The sequence below is a fragment of the Streptomyces sp. NPDC034086 genome, from assembly GCF_055575515.1.
Genome location: NZ_JBVISM010000007.1, coordinates 195,791 through 212,248, shown reverse-complemented (window position 1 = coordinate 212,248; position 16,458 = coordinate 195,791). Strand labels below are relative to the sequence as shown.

Annotated in this window: 13 protein-coding genes and 3 tRNA genes; 8 read left to right on the top strand and 8 right to left on the bottom strand. The window is 72.3% G+C overall.

From position 1 onward, the window contains the following. Positions 1 to 108: 108 nt before the first annotated feature. Positions 109 to 1,254, top strand: coding sequence for an RNA polymerase sigma factor (locus tag ACZ514_RS18885; protein ID WP_468172117.1), 1,146 nt, complete (start codon positions 109 to 111; stop codon positions 1,252 to 1,254). A gap of 78 nt (positions 1,255 to 1,332) precedes the next feature. Here ACZ514_RS18885 and ACZ514_RS18880 read toward each other — a convergent pair whose 3' ends face one another. From ACZ514_RS18880 to ACZ514_RS18865, 4 genes are all read right to left on the bottom strand, one after another. Further along, positions 1,333 to 3,255, bottom strand: a complete 1,923-nt coding sequence (locus ACZ514_RS18880) for an ABC transporter ATP-binding protein (RefSeq protein WP_468172114.1) — start codon at positions 3,253 to 3,255, stop codon at positions 1,333 to 1,335. Further along, positions 3,252 to 4,985, bottom strand: coding sequence for an ABC transporter ATP-binding protein (locus ACZ514_RS18875; RefSeq protein WP_468700490.1), 1,734 nt, complete (start codon positions 4,983 to 4,985; stop codon positions 3,252 to 3,254). The genes ACZ514_RS18880 and ACZ514_RS18875 overlap by 4 nt, the downstream gene beginning before the upstream one ends. A gap of 122 nt (positions 4,986 to 5,107) precedes the next feature. Continuing rightward, positions 5,108 to 6,553: an FGGY family carbohydrate kinase gene (locus ACZ514_RS18870; RefSeq protein ID WP_468172108.1), complete on the bottom strand. Its 1,446-nt coding sequence runs from the start codon at positions 6,551 to 6,553 to the stop codon at positions 5,108 to 5,110. Positions 6,554 to 6,593: 40 nt separating this feature from the next. Then, the gene (locus ACZ514_RS18865) at positions 6,594 to 6,893 is read right to left on the bottom strand and encodes a YtxH domain-containing protein (protein ID WP_468172105.1); all 300 of its coding nucleotides are present in this window, start codon (positions 6,891 to 6,893) and stop codon (positions 6,594 to 6,596) included. Positions 6,894 to 7,039: 146 nt separating this feature from the next. Here ACZ514_RS18865 and ACZ514_RS18860 point away from each other — a divergent pair. The 3 genes from ACZ514_RS18860 (at position 7,040) to ACZ514_RS18850 (ending at position 7,448) form a co-directional block, all read left to right on the top strand. Then, a tRNA-Asn gene (locus tag ACZ514_RS18860) sits at positions 7,040 to 7,112 on the top strand. Positions 7,113 to 7,117: 5 nt separating this feature from the next. Beyond that, positions 7,118 to 7,190, top strand: a tRNA-Asn gene (locus ACZ514_RS18855). Positions 7,191 to 7,374: 184 nt separating this feature from the next. After that, positions 7,375 to 7,448 (top strand) — tRNA-Ile (locus ACZ514_RS18850). A gap of 86 nt (positions 7,449 to 7,534) precedes the next feature. Here the strand turns inward: ACZ514_RS18850 and ACZ514_RS18845 are convergent. Further along, entirely contained in the window at positions 7,535 to 7,801 is a 267-nt protein-coding gene (locus ACZ514_RS18845) for a hypothetical protein (protein WP_469125192.1), read from the bottom strand. Between the two features lie 426 nt (positions 7,802 to 8,227). On the opposite strand from ACZ514_RS18845, the gene ACZ514_RS18840 reads away from it, so the two are divergent. After that, a complete protein-coding gene (locus ACZ514_RS18840; RefSeq protein ID WP_468172099.1) occupies positions 8,228 to 9,214 on the top strand; it encodes a helix-turn-helix transcriptional regulator in 987 nt (328 codons plus the stop codon). A gap of 63 nt (positions 9,215 to 9,277) precedes the next feature. Here the strand turns inward: ACZ514_RS18840 and ACZ514_RS18835 are convergent, their stop codons facing one another. Continuing rightward, the gene (locus tag ACZ514_RS18835; RefSeq protein ID WP_469125191.1) at positions 9,278 to 10,387 is read right to left on the bottom strand and encodes a carboxylate-amine ligase; all 1,110 of its coding nucleotides are present in this window, start codon (positions 10,385 to 10,387) and stop codon (positions 9,278 to 9,280) included. Positions 10,388 to 10,637: 250 nt separating this feature from the next. Here ACZ514_RS18835 and ACZ514_RS18830 point away from each other — a divergent pair, with 250 nt between their 5' ends. After that, positions 10,638 to 11,897: an MFS transporter gene (locus ACZ514_RS18830; protein ID WP_468172093.1), complete on the top strand. Its 1,260-nt coding sequence runs from the start codon at positions 10,638 to 10,640 to the stop codon at positions 11,895 to 11,897. Positions 11,898 to 11,994: 97 nt separating this feature from the next. Here the strand turns inward: ACZ514_RS18830 and ACZ514_RS18825 are convergent, their stop codons facing one another. Continuing rightward, positions 11,995 to 13,338: a carboxyl transferase domain-containing protein gene (locus ACZ514_RS18825; RefSeq protein ID WP_469125190.1), complete on the bottom strand. Its 1,344-nt coding sequence runs from the start codon at positions 13,336 to 13,338 to the stop codon at positions 11,995 to 11,997. Positions 13,339 to 14,832: 1,494 nt separating this feature from the next. Here ACZ514_RS18825 and ACZ514_RS18820 point away from each other — a divergent pair. Next, positions 14,833 to 15,474, top strand: a complete 642-nt coding sequence (locus ACZ514_RS18820) for an HAD family hydrolase (protein ID WP_468701393.1) — start codon at positions 14,833 to 14,835, stop codon at positions 15,472 to 15,474. Between the two features lie 77 nt (positions 15,475 to 15,551). Here ACZ514_RS18820 and ACZ514_RS18815 read toward each other — a convergent pair whose 3' ends face one another. Further along, complete coding sequence (locus ACZ514_RS18815) at positions 15,552 to 15,806, bottom strand: hypothetical protein (protein ID WP_468175105.1); 255 nt, start codon at positions 15,804 to 15,806, stop codon at positions 15,552 to 15,554. 177 nt (positions 15,807 to 15,983) lie between these two features. Between ACZ514_RS18815 and ACZ514_RS18810 the strand changes: the two genes are divergently transcribed. Continuing rightward, a complete protein-coding gene (locus ACZ514_RS18810) occupies positions 15,984 to 16,367 on the top strand; it encodes a cold-shock protein (RefSeq protein ID WP_361603696.1) in 384 nt (127 codons plus the stop codon). Positions 16,368 to 16,458 lie beyond the last annotated feature (91 nt).

The following is a 16,458-nucleotide window of genomic DNA, read 5'->3' as shown; positions in this document are numbered from 1 at the left end:
CCGCCGGCTCGGACATGCGTCCGGTCCGCATCGGGGTTCCCGCCAGGGGGTAACCATCCGTCACGCGGCGGGCTCAGAAAGTGCCCGCACGCCCCTCGTGGCAGCGATGTGCCGTACCCCACACTGAGGTGCGGTGCCACCGTCCTCGGAGCCCTGGAGGTCGCCCCCGTGCAGACCCAGACCCTGACCGTGAACGCGAGCCGCCCCGCGGACGACGCCTCCGATCCGGATCCGGAGGCCGAGACCGTGGAAGACGCCGGGGAAGAGGAGCCCGAGGTCCTCGAACTCATCGCACCGGTGCCCCCGCAGCGCTCGCGCGGCCGGGACGGCGGCACCGGGGCCGGGCCCTCAGCGGACCTCTTCCGCCAGTACCTGCGCGAGATAGGCAGGATCCCGCTGCTCACCGCCGCCGAAGAGGTCGAACTCGCGCGGCGGGTGGAAGCGGGCCTCTTCGCCGAGGAGAAACTGGCCGGCGCCGCCGACCTCGACTCCCAGCTCGCCGTCGACCTCGACACACTCGTCGTCATGGGCCGGATGGCCAAACGCCGCCTCATCGAGTCGAACCTGCGGCTCGTCGTCTCCGTGGCCAAGCGCTACGTCGGACGCGGACTGACCATGCTCGACCTGGTCCAGGAGGGGAACCTCGGACTCATCAGGGCCGTCGAGAAGTTCGACTACGCCCGCGGCTACAAGTTCTCCACCTACGCCACCTGGTGGATCCGGCAGGCGATGTCACGGGCCCTCGCCGACCAGGCCCGCACCATCCGCGTCCCCGTCCACGTCGTCGAGCTCATCAACCGCGTCGTCCGCGTCCAGCGCCGCATGCTCCAGGAACGCGGCTACGAACCCACCGCCGAAGAGGTCGCCGTCCACCTGGAACTGACGCCCGAGCGGGTCCTGGAGGTGCTCCGCCTCGCCCAGGAGCCCGTCTCCCTGCACGCCCCGGTCGGGGAGGAGGACGACGTCGCCCTCGGCGACCTGATCGAGGACGGCGACGCCACCTCCCCGATGGAATCCGCCGCGTTCTTCCTGCTGCGCGAACACCTCGAAGCCGTGCTCTCCACCCTCGGCGAGCGCGAGCGCAAGGTGGTCCAGCTCCGGTACGGGCTCGCCGACGGCCGGCCCCGCACCCTGGAGGAGATCGGCCGCATCTTCGGCGTGACCCGCGAACGGATCCGCCAGATCGAGTCGAAGACCCTCAACAAGCTGCGCGACCACGCCTTCGCCGACCAGCTGCGCGGCTACCTCGACTGAAAGAACGGGAAAACGGGAAGGGGGCGCCCCGAAGGACGCCCCCACCCCTGCGGCCTGCGCCGCGGTCCGTGCTCCCGGTCAGTCGACCTCGGCCACCGCCTGCGCGAACTGCGCCGCGTACAGCCGCGCGTACGCGCCGTCCGCCGCCAGCAGCTCCTCGTGCGTGCCCTGCTCCACGATCGAGCCGCTCTCCATCACCAGGATCACGTCGGCGTCACGGATCGTGGACAGCCGGTGCGCGATCACGAAGGACGTACGGCCGTGCGCCAGGCGCGCCATCGCCTTCTGGATCAGCACCTCCGTACGGGTGTCCACCGAGCTCGTCGCCTCGTCGAGCACCAGGATCACCGGGTCCGACAGGAACGCCCGCGCGATGGTGATCAGCTGCTTCTCACCCGCGCTGACCCCCGCGCCCTCGTCGTCCAGCACCGTGTCGTAACCGTCCGGCAGGGTGCGGACGAAGCGGTCCGCGTGCGCCGCCCGCGCGGCCTCCTCGATCTCGGCGCGCGTCACCTCGCGCGCGGCACCGTAGGCGATGTTCTCCGCGATCGTGCCGCCGAACAGCCAGGTGTCCTGGAGCACCATGCCGATCCCGGCGCGCAGCTCCTCGCGGGTCATCTTCGCGATGTCCACCCCGTCCAGGGCGATCTCCCCGCCCGTGACCTCGTAGAACCGCATCAGCAGGTTGACCAGCGTCGTCTTGCCGGCGCCCGTCGGGCCGACGATGGCGACCGTCTGGCCCGGCTCCACCGACAGCGAGAGGTTCTCGATGAGCGGCTTGTCCGGCTCGTAGCGGAAGGCCACCTTGTCGAGGGTGACCCGGCCGCGCAGCTTCTCCGGACGCTCCGGAACCTCGACGTCCGGCTCCTGCTCCGGCGCGTCCAGCAGCTCGTACACCCGCTCCGCCGAGGCGACGCCCGACTGCACGAGGTTCGCCATCGACGCCACCTGCGACAGCGGCATCGAGAACTGGCGCGAGTACTGGATGAAGGCCTGCACGTCACCGATCGACAGGCTGCCCGAGGCCACCCGCAGACCGCCGACGACCGCGACCAGCACGTAGTTGATGTTCGAGATGAAGAACATCACCGGCTGCATGATGCCGCTGACCAGCTGTGCCCTGAAGGAGGCCCGGTACAGCTCCTCGTTCTGCTCGGCGAAGACCGCCGCCGACTCCTTCTGCCGCCCGAAGACCTTCACCAGCGCGTGGCCGGAGTACATCTCCTCGATGTGGGCGTTCAGCGCGCCCGTGCTCTTCCACTGCGCCACGAACTGCGGCTGCGACTTCTTGCCGATCTTCGCCGCGACCACCACCGACAGCGGCACGGTCACCAGCGCGACCAGCGCCAGCAGCGGCGAGATCCAGAACATCATCACCAGCACGCCGACGATCGTGAGCAGCGAGTTCATCAGCTGGCCCATCGTCTGCTGGAGGGTCTGGCCGATGTTGTCGATGTCGTTCGTCGCCCGGCTCAGCACCTCGCCCCGCTTCTGCTGGTCGAAGTACGACAGCGGCAGCCGCGACAGCTTCGCCTGGAGCTCCTCGCGCATCCGGTACACGGTGCCGTTCATCACGTGGTTCGACAGCCGCGTGGCGACCAGCATCAGCAGGCCCGCGAGGGTGAACACCAGCAGCGCCCACAGCGCCATCACCCCGACGGCACCGAAGTCGATGCCCCGCCCCGGGGTGAAGTCGGTGCCGGACAGCATGTCCGCCATGCCGCCCTGGCCCCGGTCGCGCAGCCCGTCCAGCGCCTGCTGCTTGGTCTGGCCGTCCGCCATCTGCCGGCCGACGATCCCCGCGAACACCAGGTCGGTGGCCTCCCCGAGGATCTTCGGCCCGACCACCGCGCAGCCGACGCTGCCGACCACGGCCGCGACCATGCCGCCCAGCTTGGCCCGGTCCTGCGCGAGCTGGCCCAGCAGGCGCTTGCCGGACCCCTTGAAGTCCATGGACCGCTGGCCCGGCCCCATCATCATCCGTCCTCCGGGCCCGCTCATGCGGCCTCCGCCTCCGTCAGCTGGGAGAGCACGATCTCCCGGTAGGTCTCGTTGCCGGCCATCAGCTCGTGGTGGCGCCCCTCGCCCACCACCTGGCCCTCGTCGAGGACGATGATCCGGTCGGCGTCGCGGATCGTGGAGACCCGCTGGGCGACGATGACCACCGTCGCGTCCTCGGTCTCCAGGGCGAGCGCCGCACGCAGCGCCGCGTCCGTGGCGTAGTCCAGGGCCGAGAAGGAGTCGTCGAAGAGATAGATCTCGGGGCGCTGGACGAGCGTCCGGGCGATCGCCAGACGCTGGCGCTGGCCGCCGGAGACGTTCGTCCCGCCCTGGGTGACGGGCGCCTCCAGCCCCCCTTCCAGCGCGGACACGAAGTCCTTGGCCTGCGCCACCTCCAGGGCCCGCCACAGTTCCTCGTCGGTCGCGTCCGGGCGCCCGTAGCGCAGGTTGGAGGCGATGGTCCCGGAGAAGAGGTACGGCTTCTGCGGGACCATGCCGACCGTCCGGGCCAGCAGCTCCGGATCGATCCGGCGTACGTCCTCCCCGTCGACCAGCACCTCGCCGCCGGTCGCGTCGAACAGCCGGGGCACCAGCCCCAGCAGCGTGGACTTGCCGCTGCCGGTGGATCCGATCACCGCGGTGGTCTCGCCGGGGCGGGCCACCAGGTCCACCCCGCGCAGCACCGGGGCCTCGGCGCCCGGGTAGCGGAAGTCGGCGCCGCGCAGCTCCAGCCGCCCGCGCCGGGCGAGCGTACGCACCGGCTCGGCGGGCGGGACCACGCTGGACTCGGTGTCCAGGACCTCCTGGATGCGCTCGGCGCACACCTCCGCGCGCGGCACCATCATGAACATGAAGGTCGCCATCATGACGGCCATCACGATCTGCATCAGGTAGGCGAGGAAGGCCGTCAGCTGGCCGATCTCCATGTCGCCGCCGTCCACGCGCATCGCGCCGAACCAGATGACGGCGACGCTGGAGATGTTCACGACCAGGATGACCACCGGGAACATCAGGGCGAGCAGCCTGCCGGAGGCCAGCGAGACGTCCGTCAGCCCGGTGTTCGCCCGGCGGAAACGCTCCTCCTCGTAGCCGTCGCGGACGAAGGCGCGGATGACGCGGTTGCCGGTGATCTGCTCCCGCAGCACGCGGTTGACGACGTCGAGGCGGTCCTGCATCAGGCGGAACAGGGGCCGCGTCTTCCAGACGATCGCCCCGACCGAGACGCCCAGCACGGGCACCACCGCGAGCAGGACGCCCGACAGCTTCACGTCGAGCGAGAGTGCCATGGCGATACCGCCGACGCACATGATCGGCGCCGAGACCATCAGGGTGAACGTCATCAGGACCAGCATCTGGACCTGCTGGACGTCGTTCGTCGTACGGGTGATCAGCGACGGGGCGCCGAACTGGCCCATCTCCCGCGCGGAGAAGCTCTGCACCCGGTCGAAGACGGAGGCCCGGACGTCGCGGCCGAGAGCGGCCGCGGTGCGCGCCCCGTAGTAGACGGCCCCGGCGTTGCAGACGAGCTGGACGAGGGAGACCGCGAGCATCAGCGCGCCGAAGCGCAGGATGTATCCGGTGTCCCCGTGGACGACACCGTTGTCAATGATGTCCGCGTTGAGCGTGGGCAGGTAGAGGCTCGCACTGGTCTGCAGGAGTTGCAGCAGCACCAGTGCGGCGATGGGTTTCTTGTACGGACCCAGATGGGTCCGCAGCAGTCGTATGAGCACGCGCAGGCTCCGGTAGGCAAGATCGAGGGGGGTTCACTCCATCTTGTGCCAACCGGTGGCCCGATCCCCACCGTTTTTCGCAAAGCCGGGTCAAAAGGATGACGCCACCGTGCGGCGACGGCCTAGAACCCGAACGCCCCCGGGTGGAGCTGCTCGCGCGTCGTCACGTACTGCTGACGGACGGCCTGCCAGGCCGGGTAGTCCTCGCCCGGCTCGAACACCTGGGCCGGCGGGGCCGGCCACAGCGGCGGGACGTGCGGGGCCAGCGTGCCCTGCCGCACCCCCAGCGCCCACGCCGCCTGACGGGCCGCGCCCAGCGCCGCGTAGTCCGCCGGAGCGGGCACGACGACCTGCGTCCCGAACAGCCCCGGCGCGGCGGCCTGTACGGCGGGCAGCTCGGCGGCGGCCCCGAGCAGGAACACCCGGCGGATCTGGGCGCCCCGGTGCCGCAGCACGTCGAGGGCGTCGACCAGCCCGCACAGCATGCCCTCGAAGGCGGCCCGCGCGAGGTGCTCGGGCTTCATCGAGTCCCGGCGCAGCCCGGACAGGGTCCCGGCGGCGTGCGGCAGGTTCGGGGTCCGCTCGCCCTCCAGGTAGGGCAGGAGCACGAGCCCGTGTGCACCCGGGGTCGACTTCAGCGCGAGCGCGCTCAGCCCCTCCAGGTCGGTGCCCAGCATGTCGGCGGTGCCGCGCAGGGCCCGCACGGCGTTGGACGTGTTCACCACCGGCAGGTGCATGCCGGCCGCGTCGGCGAGCGAGGTGATCAGACCCCCCGGGTCGGACAGCGCCTCGTGGTGCACGGCCATCACCGAACCGGAGGCCCCCAGCGAGACCACCGCGTCCCCCGGGCCGACGCCCAGCCCGAGCGCGGCGGCCGTGGTCTCCCCGGTACCGGCGGAGATCAGCAGCCCCTCGGGCGTCATCCCGGCGGCGTCGGCGGGGCCGAGCACCTCGGGCAGCAGCGCCCGGTGCCCGAGCGCCAGCTCGACCAGGTCGGGGCGGTAGGAGCCGGTGGCCGCCGACCAGTAGCCGGTGCCCGAGGCACCCGCCCGGTCGGTGGTGCGGCGCGCGGGCCGGCCGAGCAGCTGCCAGACGAGCCAGTCGTGCGGGGACAGCACCACCGCGACCCGGCGCGCGGCCTCCGGCTCGTTACGGGCCAGCCAGGCGAGCTTCGTGACCGGCTGCGCGGCGTGCGGAACGGAGCCGACGGCCGCGACCCAGGCGGCCTTGCCGCCGAGCGCCTCGACCAGGTCGACCGCGGCGACCTGACCGCGCTTGTCGTTGCCGACCAGCGCGGGGCGGACCAGCGCGCCCTGCGCGTCCAGCGGCAGCACGCCGTGCTGCTGCGCGGAGACGCCGATGGCCTGGACGCCCTCCAGCAGCCCGCCCCCGGCGGCTTCGCCGAGGGAGAGCAGCCAGGCCTGAGGGTCGGTCTCGTGGGGGACGGTCTCGCCGGTGGGCTGTGGATGGGGCGCGTAGCCCTGGCGCAGCACGGCCCCCGTGTCCGTGTCACAGACGACGATGCGAGTGAAGGCGGAAGAGCTGTCCAGCCCGGCGACTATCCCCATGCGGAGAATTCTGCCGCACGCCGGGCCGGACCCGGCCGCCTCAGGTGTTGCTCGTGCCCCATTCGTCCTCGGTGCCCTGCCCGCGGTCCCGCAGCGACCGCACGCGCTTCGCCACGGACTCCGGGACGGCGTCGCCCATCTTGTCGCCCACCACCGTGAACGCCTTGCCCGCGAACTGCCGTCCGGTCTGCCCAGCGGTCTCGGCGGCGTTGCGGACCGCCGGGTTGTGCGCGATCCGCCGGGCGGACTTCTTCATCTCCTCGTACCGTTCCCGGCCCGCGGCCGTGCCCAGTACGTACCCGAGGGCCACTCCGGCGAGGAACGTGACCTTGTAGCGCATGCCTGCCACCCTTCGTTTGTCTCGGTGCCCGGCCTGCTGCGATACCGATTGGCGGAGCACCCCCCTGCTTGCGCTAATCTATGACTCGCAACGGGCGCTCGCCCCCCGGCAAGGCCGGAGGTGGGCTGTTCGGTGCACCGCAGCAATCCCCTGTAGCTCAATTGGCAGAGCAGCCGGCTGTTAACCGGCAGGTTACTGGTTCGAGTCCAGTCGGGGGAGCGCGGTCCCCTGTAGCTCAATTGGCAGAGCAGCCGGCTGTTAACCGGCAGGTTACTGGTTCGAGTCCAGTCGGGGGAGCAGGAAGAGGAGAGGACCCGGGAGGGTCCTCTTTCTTTTTGCCCTGACCGGGGAACCGGGCAGCCTTCGGCGCGGTCTTCCTGAACAAGCGCAGCCGATCATGCGGGGCATCCGAGGCAGGAGATCGTATGAGCGGCTATGCTGCGGCAGACGGCGCGCACACATGTACGCGCCACGCCGTAAAGGGGCGGTAGCTCAGCCGGTTAGAGCAGCGGACTCATAATCCGTCGGCCGTGGGTTCGAGTCCCACCCGCCCCACCGCAGGCCGCAGGTGCAGAAACGATTGCACCTGCGGCTTCGGCGTTTTCCGGGGCCGGGTGGGCGGGCGGGGGAGGAACCGCGGGTCAGTCCCAGCCGATGGTGCGCCCGTCGGTGGCGGCGGAGTCCCAGCCGATCGTCGCGGGGCCGGCCGCCCGGACCGAGTCCCAGCCGATGGTGCCCGGAGCCGTGGCCGCCCGGACCGAGTCCCAGCCGATGGTGCCCGGAGCCGTGGCCGCCCGGACCGAGTCCCAGCCGATGGTGCCCGGGCCGGTGGTGACCGCGACGGCGGCGGTGCAGGACAGCAGGGCGGTGAGGCCGGCGGCAGCCATCAGGCGAGCGGTGCGAGACATGGAATCCCCCTGGAACACGAGCGGTTTCGGCGTGGTGTGGATGGGTGCGCTGCACCGGTCCGGCCTTTCGGCCCTGGCCTGGGGTGGGGCTCCGTGCCCCGCCGTCCCGGTGAGCACCATCCTGCTGGGCGCCGTATAGAGGGAGAAGAGGATTCCGATGGCACCAAGGTGACAGGCACCAAGGTGCCGACCCGATGGCCCTACGGGATTGGCCAGATCCGCTCCGTCCCCGCGGGCGTCGCCCAGGCGTCCGGCCGCTTCCGGCAACCGGTCGTCCCACCCGTCCGTGACGCCCGTCCGCCGGACGGACCGCGGCCCCGGCGGACAAGATCGAAAGAGACTGACTATGGCCCGACCTGCGCACCTTTAGGATCAAGACGCGGCGGAACATCATCTGCCGAGACCAACAAGCCGGGGGGCACAAGCATGCTGGAAGCTTTGGGACTGGATACGCTCGTAGAGGCCGTCTACCGGGAGATGCTCGCCGATCCGACCGGCGGGGTGGCCGAATTGGGCGCACGGCTGGGCCTCACGGAGGCGGAGGTGCGCGAGGGGCTCGACCGGCTCGTCGACCTCGACCTGCTCACCCCGTCGCGCGACCACGCGGGCGGGCTGCGGGCCGTCAGCCCGGAGGCGGGACTGGAGCAGATCCTGCGCCGCCAGGAGGAGGAACTGGTCCGCCGTCAGCAGGAGCTGGCGGCGAGCAAGGCGGCCGCCGCCCGCGCCGTCGCCGAGTTCGCGGGACTGCGGCCGAACACCGAGTCCGACGGCGCCGAACGGCTGGTGGGCCTCGACGCCATCCAGGCCCGGCTGGAGGTCCTCACCCGCGGCCTCACCGTCGAATGCCTCTCGATCATGCCGGGCGGCGCCCAGTCCCAGGCCAGCCTGGACGCCTCGCGGCCGCTGGACGAGGACGCGCTGCGGCGCAAGGTCCAGCTGCGGTCGGTCTACCAGGACAGCGTGCGCAACGACCCCGCCACCCTGGCCTACGTCCAGTGGGAGACCGACCTCGGGGCCCAGGTGCGCACCAGCCCCGTGTTGCCGCCCCGACTGGTGATCTTCGACCGGAAGACCGCCGTGGTCCCCATCGACCCCGCGAACTCCAGGCTCGGCGCCCTCTGCACCACCGCCCCCGGCATCGTGGCCTCCCTCGTCAGCCTCTTCGAGCAGACCTGGGAGCAGGCCGTCCCGCTCGGCGCCGCCCGCGAACACCCCGCCGACGACGGCATCACCGCCGGCGAACGCGAACTGCTCAAGCTGCTGGCCTCCGGCCTGACCGACGAGGCCGCCGGCAAGCGGCTCGGGGTCTCCCTGCGCACCGTCCGCCGCCAGATGGCCGCGCTGATGGAACGCCTCAACGCCAGCAGCCGCTTCGAGGCCGGCCTGCGCGCCGCCCAGCGCGGCTGGCTCTGAGGGGCACCGCGGCCGCGGACGCCCCGAGCGGGCACCCGCGGCCGCGGCCGCAGGGACGACCGGTTAGAAGTTCTCCGTCTCCTCCACCAGGTGGCGCAGCACGTCCGTGAGGTCCCCGCGGCGGGCGAAGACCGCACGCTGCCGGGCTGCCCCCGATCCGTCGCGCAGCAGCCCGCCCAGGGTCTTCGCCGCGTGGTCCAGGTCACCCACGGCGGCCAGGTCCCCGGCCACCAGGTCGAGCAGCGCCTCCGCCAGAGCGGCCGCCGGGATCTCCGCGCCCGTGTACGGGTCCAGGCCGAAGCCCTCCAGGCCGTCGTGCGCCGCCCGCCAGCGCGCGAGACGCAGTACGTCGTCCCGTACGGGCGGGTCCGGCCGACCCTCGGCGATCGCGCGCAGCGCCGACGCCACCAGCGCCCGCCCCAGCTCCGCCTGGAGCACGGCCGTGTCGATGTCCGGGGACATGTCGGGCGCCCGGATCTCGAGCGTGGGCCAGTTCCCGGACGGGCGCAGGTCCCAGTAGACCATCTTGGTGTCCAGGGCCGCCCCGGAGCCGAGCAGGGTCTGCACGGAGTGCCGGAAGTGAGCCGTGGACGTGAAGTGCGGGGGCGGCCCCGCCGAGGGCCAGCCCGACCAGGCCATGGCCCGCCAGCTGGAGTGACCGGTGTCACGGCCGCCCCAGAAGGGGGAATTGGCCGCCAGCGCGATCAGCGTGGGCAGCCATGGTCTGACCCGGTTGGACACGGCCACCGCCGTGTCCACGTCGAGGGTGCCGATGTGGATGTGGCGGCCGCAGCTCACCAGGGTGTCCGTCAGCGCGCCGAACCGCCGGTGCTGCTCCCGCTGGCGCGGCTCGTCGTCGGTCAGGTGCAGGGGCCCCTCCACCGCTATCACGGGCGAGGGGGCGGCCAGCAGCCGGCAGCCGTGTTCGCGCGCCGCCGCGGAGAGGGAACGCCGCAGGACGGCGAGCTCCTCGCGCAGGGTCACCGCCGAATCCGCGACCGGAGTGGAGATCTCCACCTGGTACCGGGTCCCCTCGGCGTGCAGCTGCTGCGGGAGCCCGGCGGCGGTGGCGAGGACGAGCGGAGCGGCGGGGACCACCCGCAAGGTGGTGGCGTCGACGAGCAGGAACTCCTCCTCGACCCCGACCGTGAGGGCGGCGGGAACTCCGCTCACGATGGCGCTCGTTGTGCTGTTGCCAGGTCCGATCACTACGCCTCCCTGGACATACGAGTCTTTTCATCATGAGCCGAACAGGAGGCGTGGAGGGTACGTCGATCCGGTCAAATCTCGGGTGATAGTGGCGGGTTAGCGGTAAGAACGGCCGCGCCCTGGGGCCCCGGATCCGCATGGTGAGGGCGTTGCCGGTGTGCACGCCCGCCGCCGGCTCCAGAGCGGCCCTAGACGGGCCTGGTTACCATCCCGTGTGACTGGTACCGCCTCCCCTCCCCGACCCGCGCGACGCATATTCGCCGACCTGACCCCGCTGCGCACCTCCGCCCACTACCGGCGGCTGTGGGTGGGCGGCACCATCTCCTGGATGGGTCAGGCGATGACCGCCCTCGCGATCTCGCTCCAGGTCTACGAGATCACCGGCTCCAGCTTCTCCGTCGGCCTGGTCGGGCTCTTCTCGCTCGTCCCGCTCGTCGCCTTCGGCCTGTACGGCGGCGCCATCGCCGACACCCTGGACCGGCGCAAGCTCGGCCTCTACAGCCAGAGCGGGCTCACCGTCCTGTCCTTCGGCCTGGCCGCGGCCGCGCTGCTCGACTACCACCGGGTCTGGCTGCTGTACACCGTCGTCGCCCTCCAGGCCGTCTTCGGGGCGCTGAACGGACCCGCCCGCTCGGCCATGATCCCCAAGCTGCTGCCGCCCGAGCAGCTGCCCGCCGCCAACGCCCTGAACTCCGTCACCATGACCTCCGGGACGATGCTGGGGCCGGTGCTGGGCGGCGTGATCGTCGGCTGGTGGGGCTACCAGGCGGCCTACCTGATCGACGCGGTGACCTTCGCCGCCGCCCTGTACGCCATGTGGCGGCTGCCCTCGATGCTGCCGGAGGGCCGCACCAAGGGCGGGCGGGCCTCCGTCCTCGACGGCCTGCGCTTCCTCGGGACCCGCCCCAACATCCGGATGACCTTCTTCGCCGACATGGCCGCCATGGTGCTGGCGCATCCGAGGGCGCTGTTCCCGGCCGTCGCCGTGCTCTGGTACGGCGGCGACGCCAGAACCGTCGGCCTGCTGGTGGCCGCCCCCGCGGTCGGCGCGCTGCTGGGCGGACTGTTCTCCGGCTGGCAGGGCCGGATCCGGCGCCACGGGCTGGCGATCCTGCTCTCCGTCGGGGCGTGGGGGCTGGCCATCGCCGTCTTCGGCCTGACCCGGAACCTCTGGCTGGGACTGGTCTTCCTGGCGGTGGCGGGCTGCGCCGACACCGTCTCGATGGTGTTCCGCAGCACGATGATGCAGGCCGCCACCCCGGACGAGATGCGGGGCCGCCTCCAGGGCGTGTTCATCGTGGTCGTCGCCGGCGGACCCCGGCTGGGGGACTTCCTCGCGGGGACCGTCGCCGACCTGACCTCGCCGACGGTGGCCGTCACGGGCGGGGGACTGGCCTGCGTGCTGGTGCTGTGCGGGCTCGCCGCGCGGTGGCGCTCGTTCGCCCGCTACGACGCGCGCTCGCCCCAGGCGTAGCGTGCGCGCGGGGCGGGCGCCGTACGCGGGCTCGCGGGGCGGGCGCCGTACGCGGGCTCGCGGGGCGGGCGGGATGGGCTCCGCCGGCCGGACGGGCTCAGCTCGCGGGGGCGACGATTCCCCGGGCCACCCCCAGGGCGACCAGGTCCTGCGGCCGGATGCGCAGCTGGCCCGCCGTGGCGGGGGCCTCCTCCGCGGGGCGCTTCAGGATGGCCGCCGCCAGCTCCGGGGCGATCACCGAGAAGTAACTGTCCGGGGTGACCCAGGTGTTCCCGGGCGCGGCCAGGGCCAGCGCCCCGCCCGAACCGCCCTCGCCGATCAGCAGCGTGGTCACCGGTACGGAGGCCTCCGCGAGCGCCGCGAAGGCGTCGGCGATGGCCGGACCCGCGCCGGCGTGTTCGGCGGCGGCGTCGTTGGCCGCGCCCGGGGTGTCCACCAGGGTGAGCACCGGGATTCCCAGCCGGTCCGCGAGGCGGATCACCCGGGCCGCCGTACGGTAGCCCGCCGGGCGGGTCGCGGTGCCGCACTGGGCCGCGTACGCGGCGGCCCGCCCCCCGCGCAGCCCGAACCCGCACAGCATCCCGGGATCGGCGGCCCCCGCCCGGTCACCGCGCAGCGGCAGGCGCAGCTCGAAGTAGGCCCGCAGGTACGCCTCCGCCCGCGGGCGGTCCGGGTGCCGGGCCTGCCGGACGGCGTCCCATCCGGTCTCCGGGGGCGTGGCCCGGGCCAGCGCCGCCGGGGGCTCTACCGCCCCGTCCGGGCGCGGCGCGGTCAGCACCCGCAGCCAGTCCGCGACGGCCGCCGGGAGTTCCGCGGCGGGCACGACGGCGTCGACGTGCCCGGCGGCGTACTGCCCCTCGGCGGTGTAGGCCGCCGGATCGGCGTCCGCCGGCCGCACCCGGGACCCCGCGAAGCCGACCTGCGCCCCCGGCAGCGCCAGCACCACGTCGGCCCCCGCCCCGAGGGTGGCCCACCCGCCGCCGGTGGTCGGGTCGCGCAGCACCGCGATCTGCGGCAGCCCGGCGGCCCGGGTGAGCACGCACTGCCGCGCCACCCGCTGGAGCTGCGTCAGCGCCAGCATCCCCTCCTGCATCCGGGACCCGCCGGTGGCGATCAGGGACACCAGCGGCAGGCGCTGCTCCCGGGCGTGCCGGTACGCGGCCTCGAGCCGGTCTCCGGTGTGCTGCCCGAGGGACCCGCCGAGGAAGCCGAACTCGAAGGAGATCACCGCCGCCGGGCGGCCCCCGATGAGGGCGGTGCCGATGACGACGGACTCCTGCTCACCGGTCCGCGCGGTGGCACGGGCCCGGGAGGCGTCGTAACCGGTCCAGCCGATGGGGCCGTCGTCGGGGGACTCCGCACGGGGGACGGGCAGTTCGGCGAACGTGCCGGGGTCGGTGAGGGCGGCGAGGGCGGCACGGGCCGAGAGGCGGATCGTCACGCGGCCACCCTAGGCGGAGCCTGCTCGCGAGACCATCGACTGGGGGCGGGGTTTCGGGGGGCGGGGGTGTGGGGGCGGGGGTTCGGGGGCGGGGGTTCTGCGGGGCGGTATCAGGGCTGGTTTGGGGGTTTCCCGTCAGTCCCATCGTCCTTCCGTGTCGGGACGGTCCCTCAAGGGCGCTCCTTCGTCGCGTCGCTGCGCGATGGCCTTCGGCCACCCTTGACCGACCGTCCCGCCCCGGAAAGACAAGGACTGCCGAGAACCCCCCAAAGAAACGGGACGGTCCAGAGGAGAAGCACTCCCGTATCAGCGATGAGGCGGGGTGGGCGGGCGTCGGTCCCCCGGGCATCCGGGCCCCTCAGAGACCTTCGGCGGGCCACCCCCACGCACCAGATCGCTAGGCGCTTCCCATGGCTTAGCGTCCGACGACCGTCCGGGGCCGATCCCTGCACGAAATGTCGATCAGAGCCCCTTTCGGGGGCGGTGGGCGCGTCAGATCGCTACACGCTTCCGCCCAGCAGGCGTCTGCGGCCCCGCCTGTGGTCATACGGTCCACCAGGCAGGTGAATTACCCCTTTCGCCACTATTTGGCGACCATGGGTGAGACCTGAAAGGTCTCTGTCGGAGTCTGCCGTTGAAGAAGACAACGCCACACTCCGGCAGACGGTCGAAAGGCCCGCGAAAGGCCTCTGGAGAGCCGGATTTCTCCCTCGAAGCACCCCTGGCACCCCTCGGGCTCCCGTCTCGAGGCCTCTCAGTCCCAGACGGCCAGTAGCCGCCGAAAAATGAGGAGCGCGTAGCGATCTCACGCGCCCACCGCTCCCCAATGGCGCTCATATCGACATCGCGTGCAGGTATCAGCCCATGACGCGGGCCGGACGCTATGCCATGGGGAGCGCGTAGCGATCTGACGCGCCCACCGCTCCCGAAAGGGGCTCTGATCGACATCGCGTGCAGGTATCAGCCCATGACGCGGGCCGGACGCTATGCCGGGAGGAGCGCGTAGCGATCTGACGCGTCCGGGTGGCCCGCCGGGGGTCTCTGGGGGCCCGCATGCAGGTCACGGTCAGGGCCCGCCCACCTCGTCTCATCGCTGATTCGGGAGTCCTTCTCCTCTGGACCGTCCCGTTTCTTTGGGGGGTTCTCGGCAGTCCTTGTCTTTCCGGGGCGGGACGGTCGGTCAAGGGTGGCCGAAGGCCATCGCGTAGCGACGCGACGAAGGAGCGCCCTTGAGGGACCGGCCCGACACGGAAGGACGATGGGACTGACGGGAAACCCCCAAACCGACTGTGACGCCGCCCCGCTGGACTCCGCCCCCGGATCCCGCCGCCACCACCGCACCCCCGCCCCGCCCCACCCCAACCCCGCCCCCGCAGCCCCCGCCCCCCACCCCAGAAACCCCACACAGCCGACATTTCGCCAAATAAGGGCATCTGCTAAGCCAACCTCCGCTTAGCTTCGCTCAGTCCGGTGGAGCCTCGGCACAATGGCGCTATGACCTCCCACATCCCGCAGCAGCTCACCGTCGGTTTCGACCTCGACATGACGCTCATCGACTCCCGCCCCGGCATCAAGGCCGCCTACCTGGCGCTCTCCGCGAAGACCGGGGCGTACATCAACGCCGACGAGGCCATCACGCGCCTCGGGCCGCCGCTGGAGGAGGAACTCGCGTACTGGTTCCCCGAGGAGGAGATACCGGCGATGCGGGACCTCTACCGGGAGCTCTACGTCGACCACGCCATCGAGCCGACGCCCGCGATGCCCGGCGCCCGCGAGGCGATCAAGGCCGTCCAGGCCCTCGGCGGACGGGCGATCGTCGTGACGGCCAAGAACGAGCCCAACGCCCGCCACCACCTGGAGCACCTGGGCATGGAGCCCGACGCCGTCATCGGCTGGCTCTGGGCGGAGGCCAAGGCCGGGGCGCTGCGCGAGTACGGGGCCCAGGTCTACGTCGGCGACCACATCGGGGACGTGCGCGGCGCGCGGACGGCCGGGGCGCTGTCGGTGGTGGTGCCGACCGGGCCGTGCTCGGCGTCGCAGCTGCGGGAGGCCGGGGCGGACGTGGTGCTGGACGACCTCACCGCGCTGCCGCAGTGGCTGGCGGAGTACGAGCGGGTCCGCGCGGGCGCGGCCTGAGGCGCCCCACCGCGACGCCCCACCGCGACGCCCCGCCCCGCCGCCCGGTGCGGGCCGCGGCGGCCGTACGGCGGCCGTCAGGCGGCCTGCGAGGCCCGGGCCGCCCGGCGCTGGGCGGCGGCCGAGCGGAGTACGCCCGCCGCGGAGACGGCGAAGCCGACGCCCATGAGCATGCAGACGGCCCACGCGTACGGCGGGAACGGGTCGGTGCCCAGGAACAGCGGGGCCATCGTCGCGAGGGTCGCCACGGCGCCCACGATGAACACGACGCCGCCGGCCTTGACCAGGCCGTCGCCGGGCCGCGCTTCGTCGGGATGAGGAGTAACAGTCACCCCACCAGGGTAGTTCCCTGGCCGAAGCGGTGGAGCGGGAAGGACCGGGGAACGTCTTGCCAGCGGTTTCTGGACCATTAGCCTGGAGGTGGCGGGTCGGAGGACCCGCTGTACTGCTATCCGGAGCCGTTCACGACGGCCCACCGGACCCGACGAGCACAAGGACAGAGGACGGACGTGCCTACCGGCAAGGTCAAGTGGTTCAACAGCGAGAAGGGCTTCGGCTTTCTCTCCCGTGATGACGGCGGCGACGTCTTCGTGCACTCGTCGGTGCTCCCGGCCGGGGTCGAAGCCCTCAAGCCCGGGCAGCGGGTGGAATTCGGAGTGGTCGCGGGACAGCGCGGTGACCAGGCACTTTCGGTGACGGTGCTGGATCCGGCGCCTTCGGTCGCGGCCGCGCAGCGCCGCAAGCCCGACGAGCTCGCCTCCATCGTGCAGGACCTGACGACCCTGCTGGAGAACATCACCCCGATGCTGGAGCGCGGCCGCTACCCCGACAAGGCGCACGGTACGAAGATCGCCGGCCTGCTGCGCGCGGTGGCCGACCAGCTCGACGTCTGACCCGCCCGTCGTCTGACGAGCCCGACACCCGGCCGGCCCGACACCCGGCCGGCCCGACACCCGGCCGGCCCGACACCCGGCCGGCCCGTCG

Excerpts from the sequence above, each read along its gene's own strand:
- ACZ514_RS18880 (WP_468172114.1), bottom strand. The coding sequence starts at position 3,255 with ATGAGCGGGCCCGGAGGACGGATGATGATGGGGCCGGGCCAGCGGTCC.
- ACZ514_RS18870 (WP_468172108.1), bottom strand. The coding sequence starts at position 6,553 with ATGGGGATAGTCGCCGGGCTGGACAGCTCTTCCGCCTTCACTCGCATC.
- ACZ514_RS18865 (WP_468172105.1), bottom strand. The coding sequence starts at position 6,893 with ATGCGCTACAAGGTCACGTTCCTCGCCGGAGTGGCCCTCGGGTACGTA.
- ACZ514_RS18845 (WP_469125192.1), bottom strand. The coding sequence starts at position 7,801 with ATGTCTCGCACCGCTCGCCTGATGGCTGCCGCCGGCCTCACCGCCCTG.
- ACZ514_RS18840 (WP_468172099.1), top strand. The coding sequence starts at position 8,228 with ATGCTGGAAGCTTTGGGACTGGATACGCTCGTAGAGGCCGTCTACCGG.
- ACZ514_RS18820 (WP_468701393.1), top strand. The coding sequence starts at position 14,833 with ATGACCTCCCACATCCCGCAGCAGCTCACCGTCGGTTTCGACCTCGAC.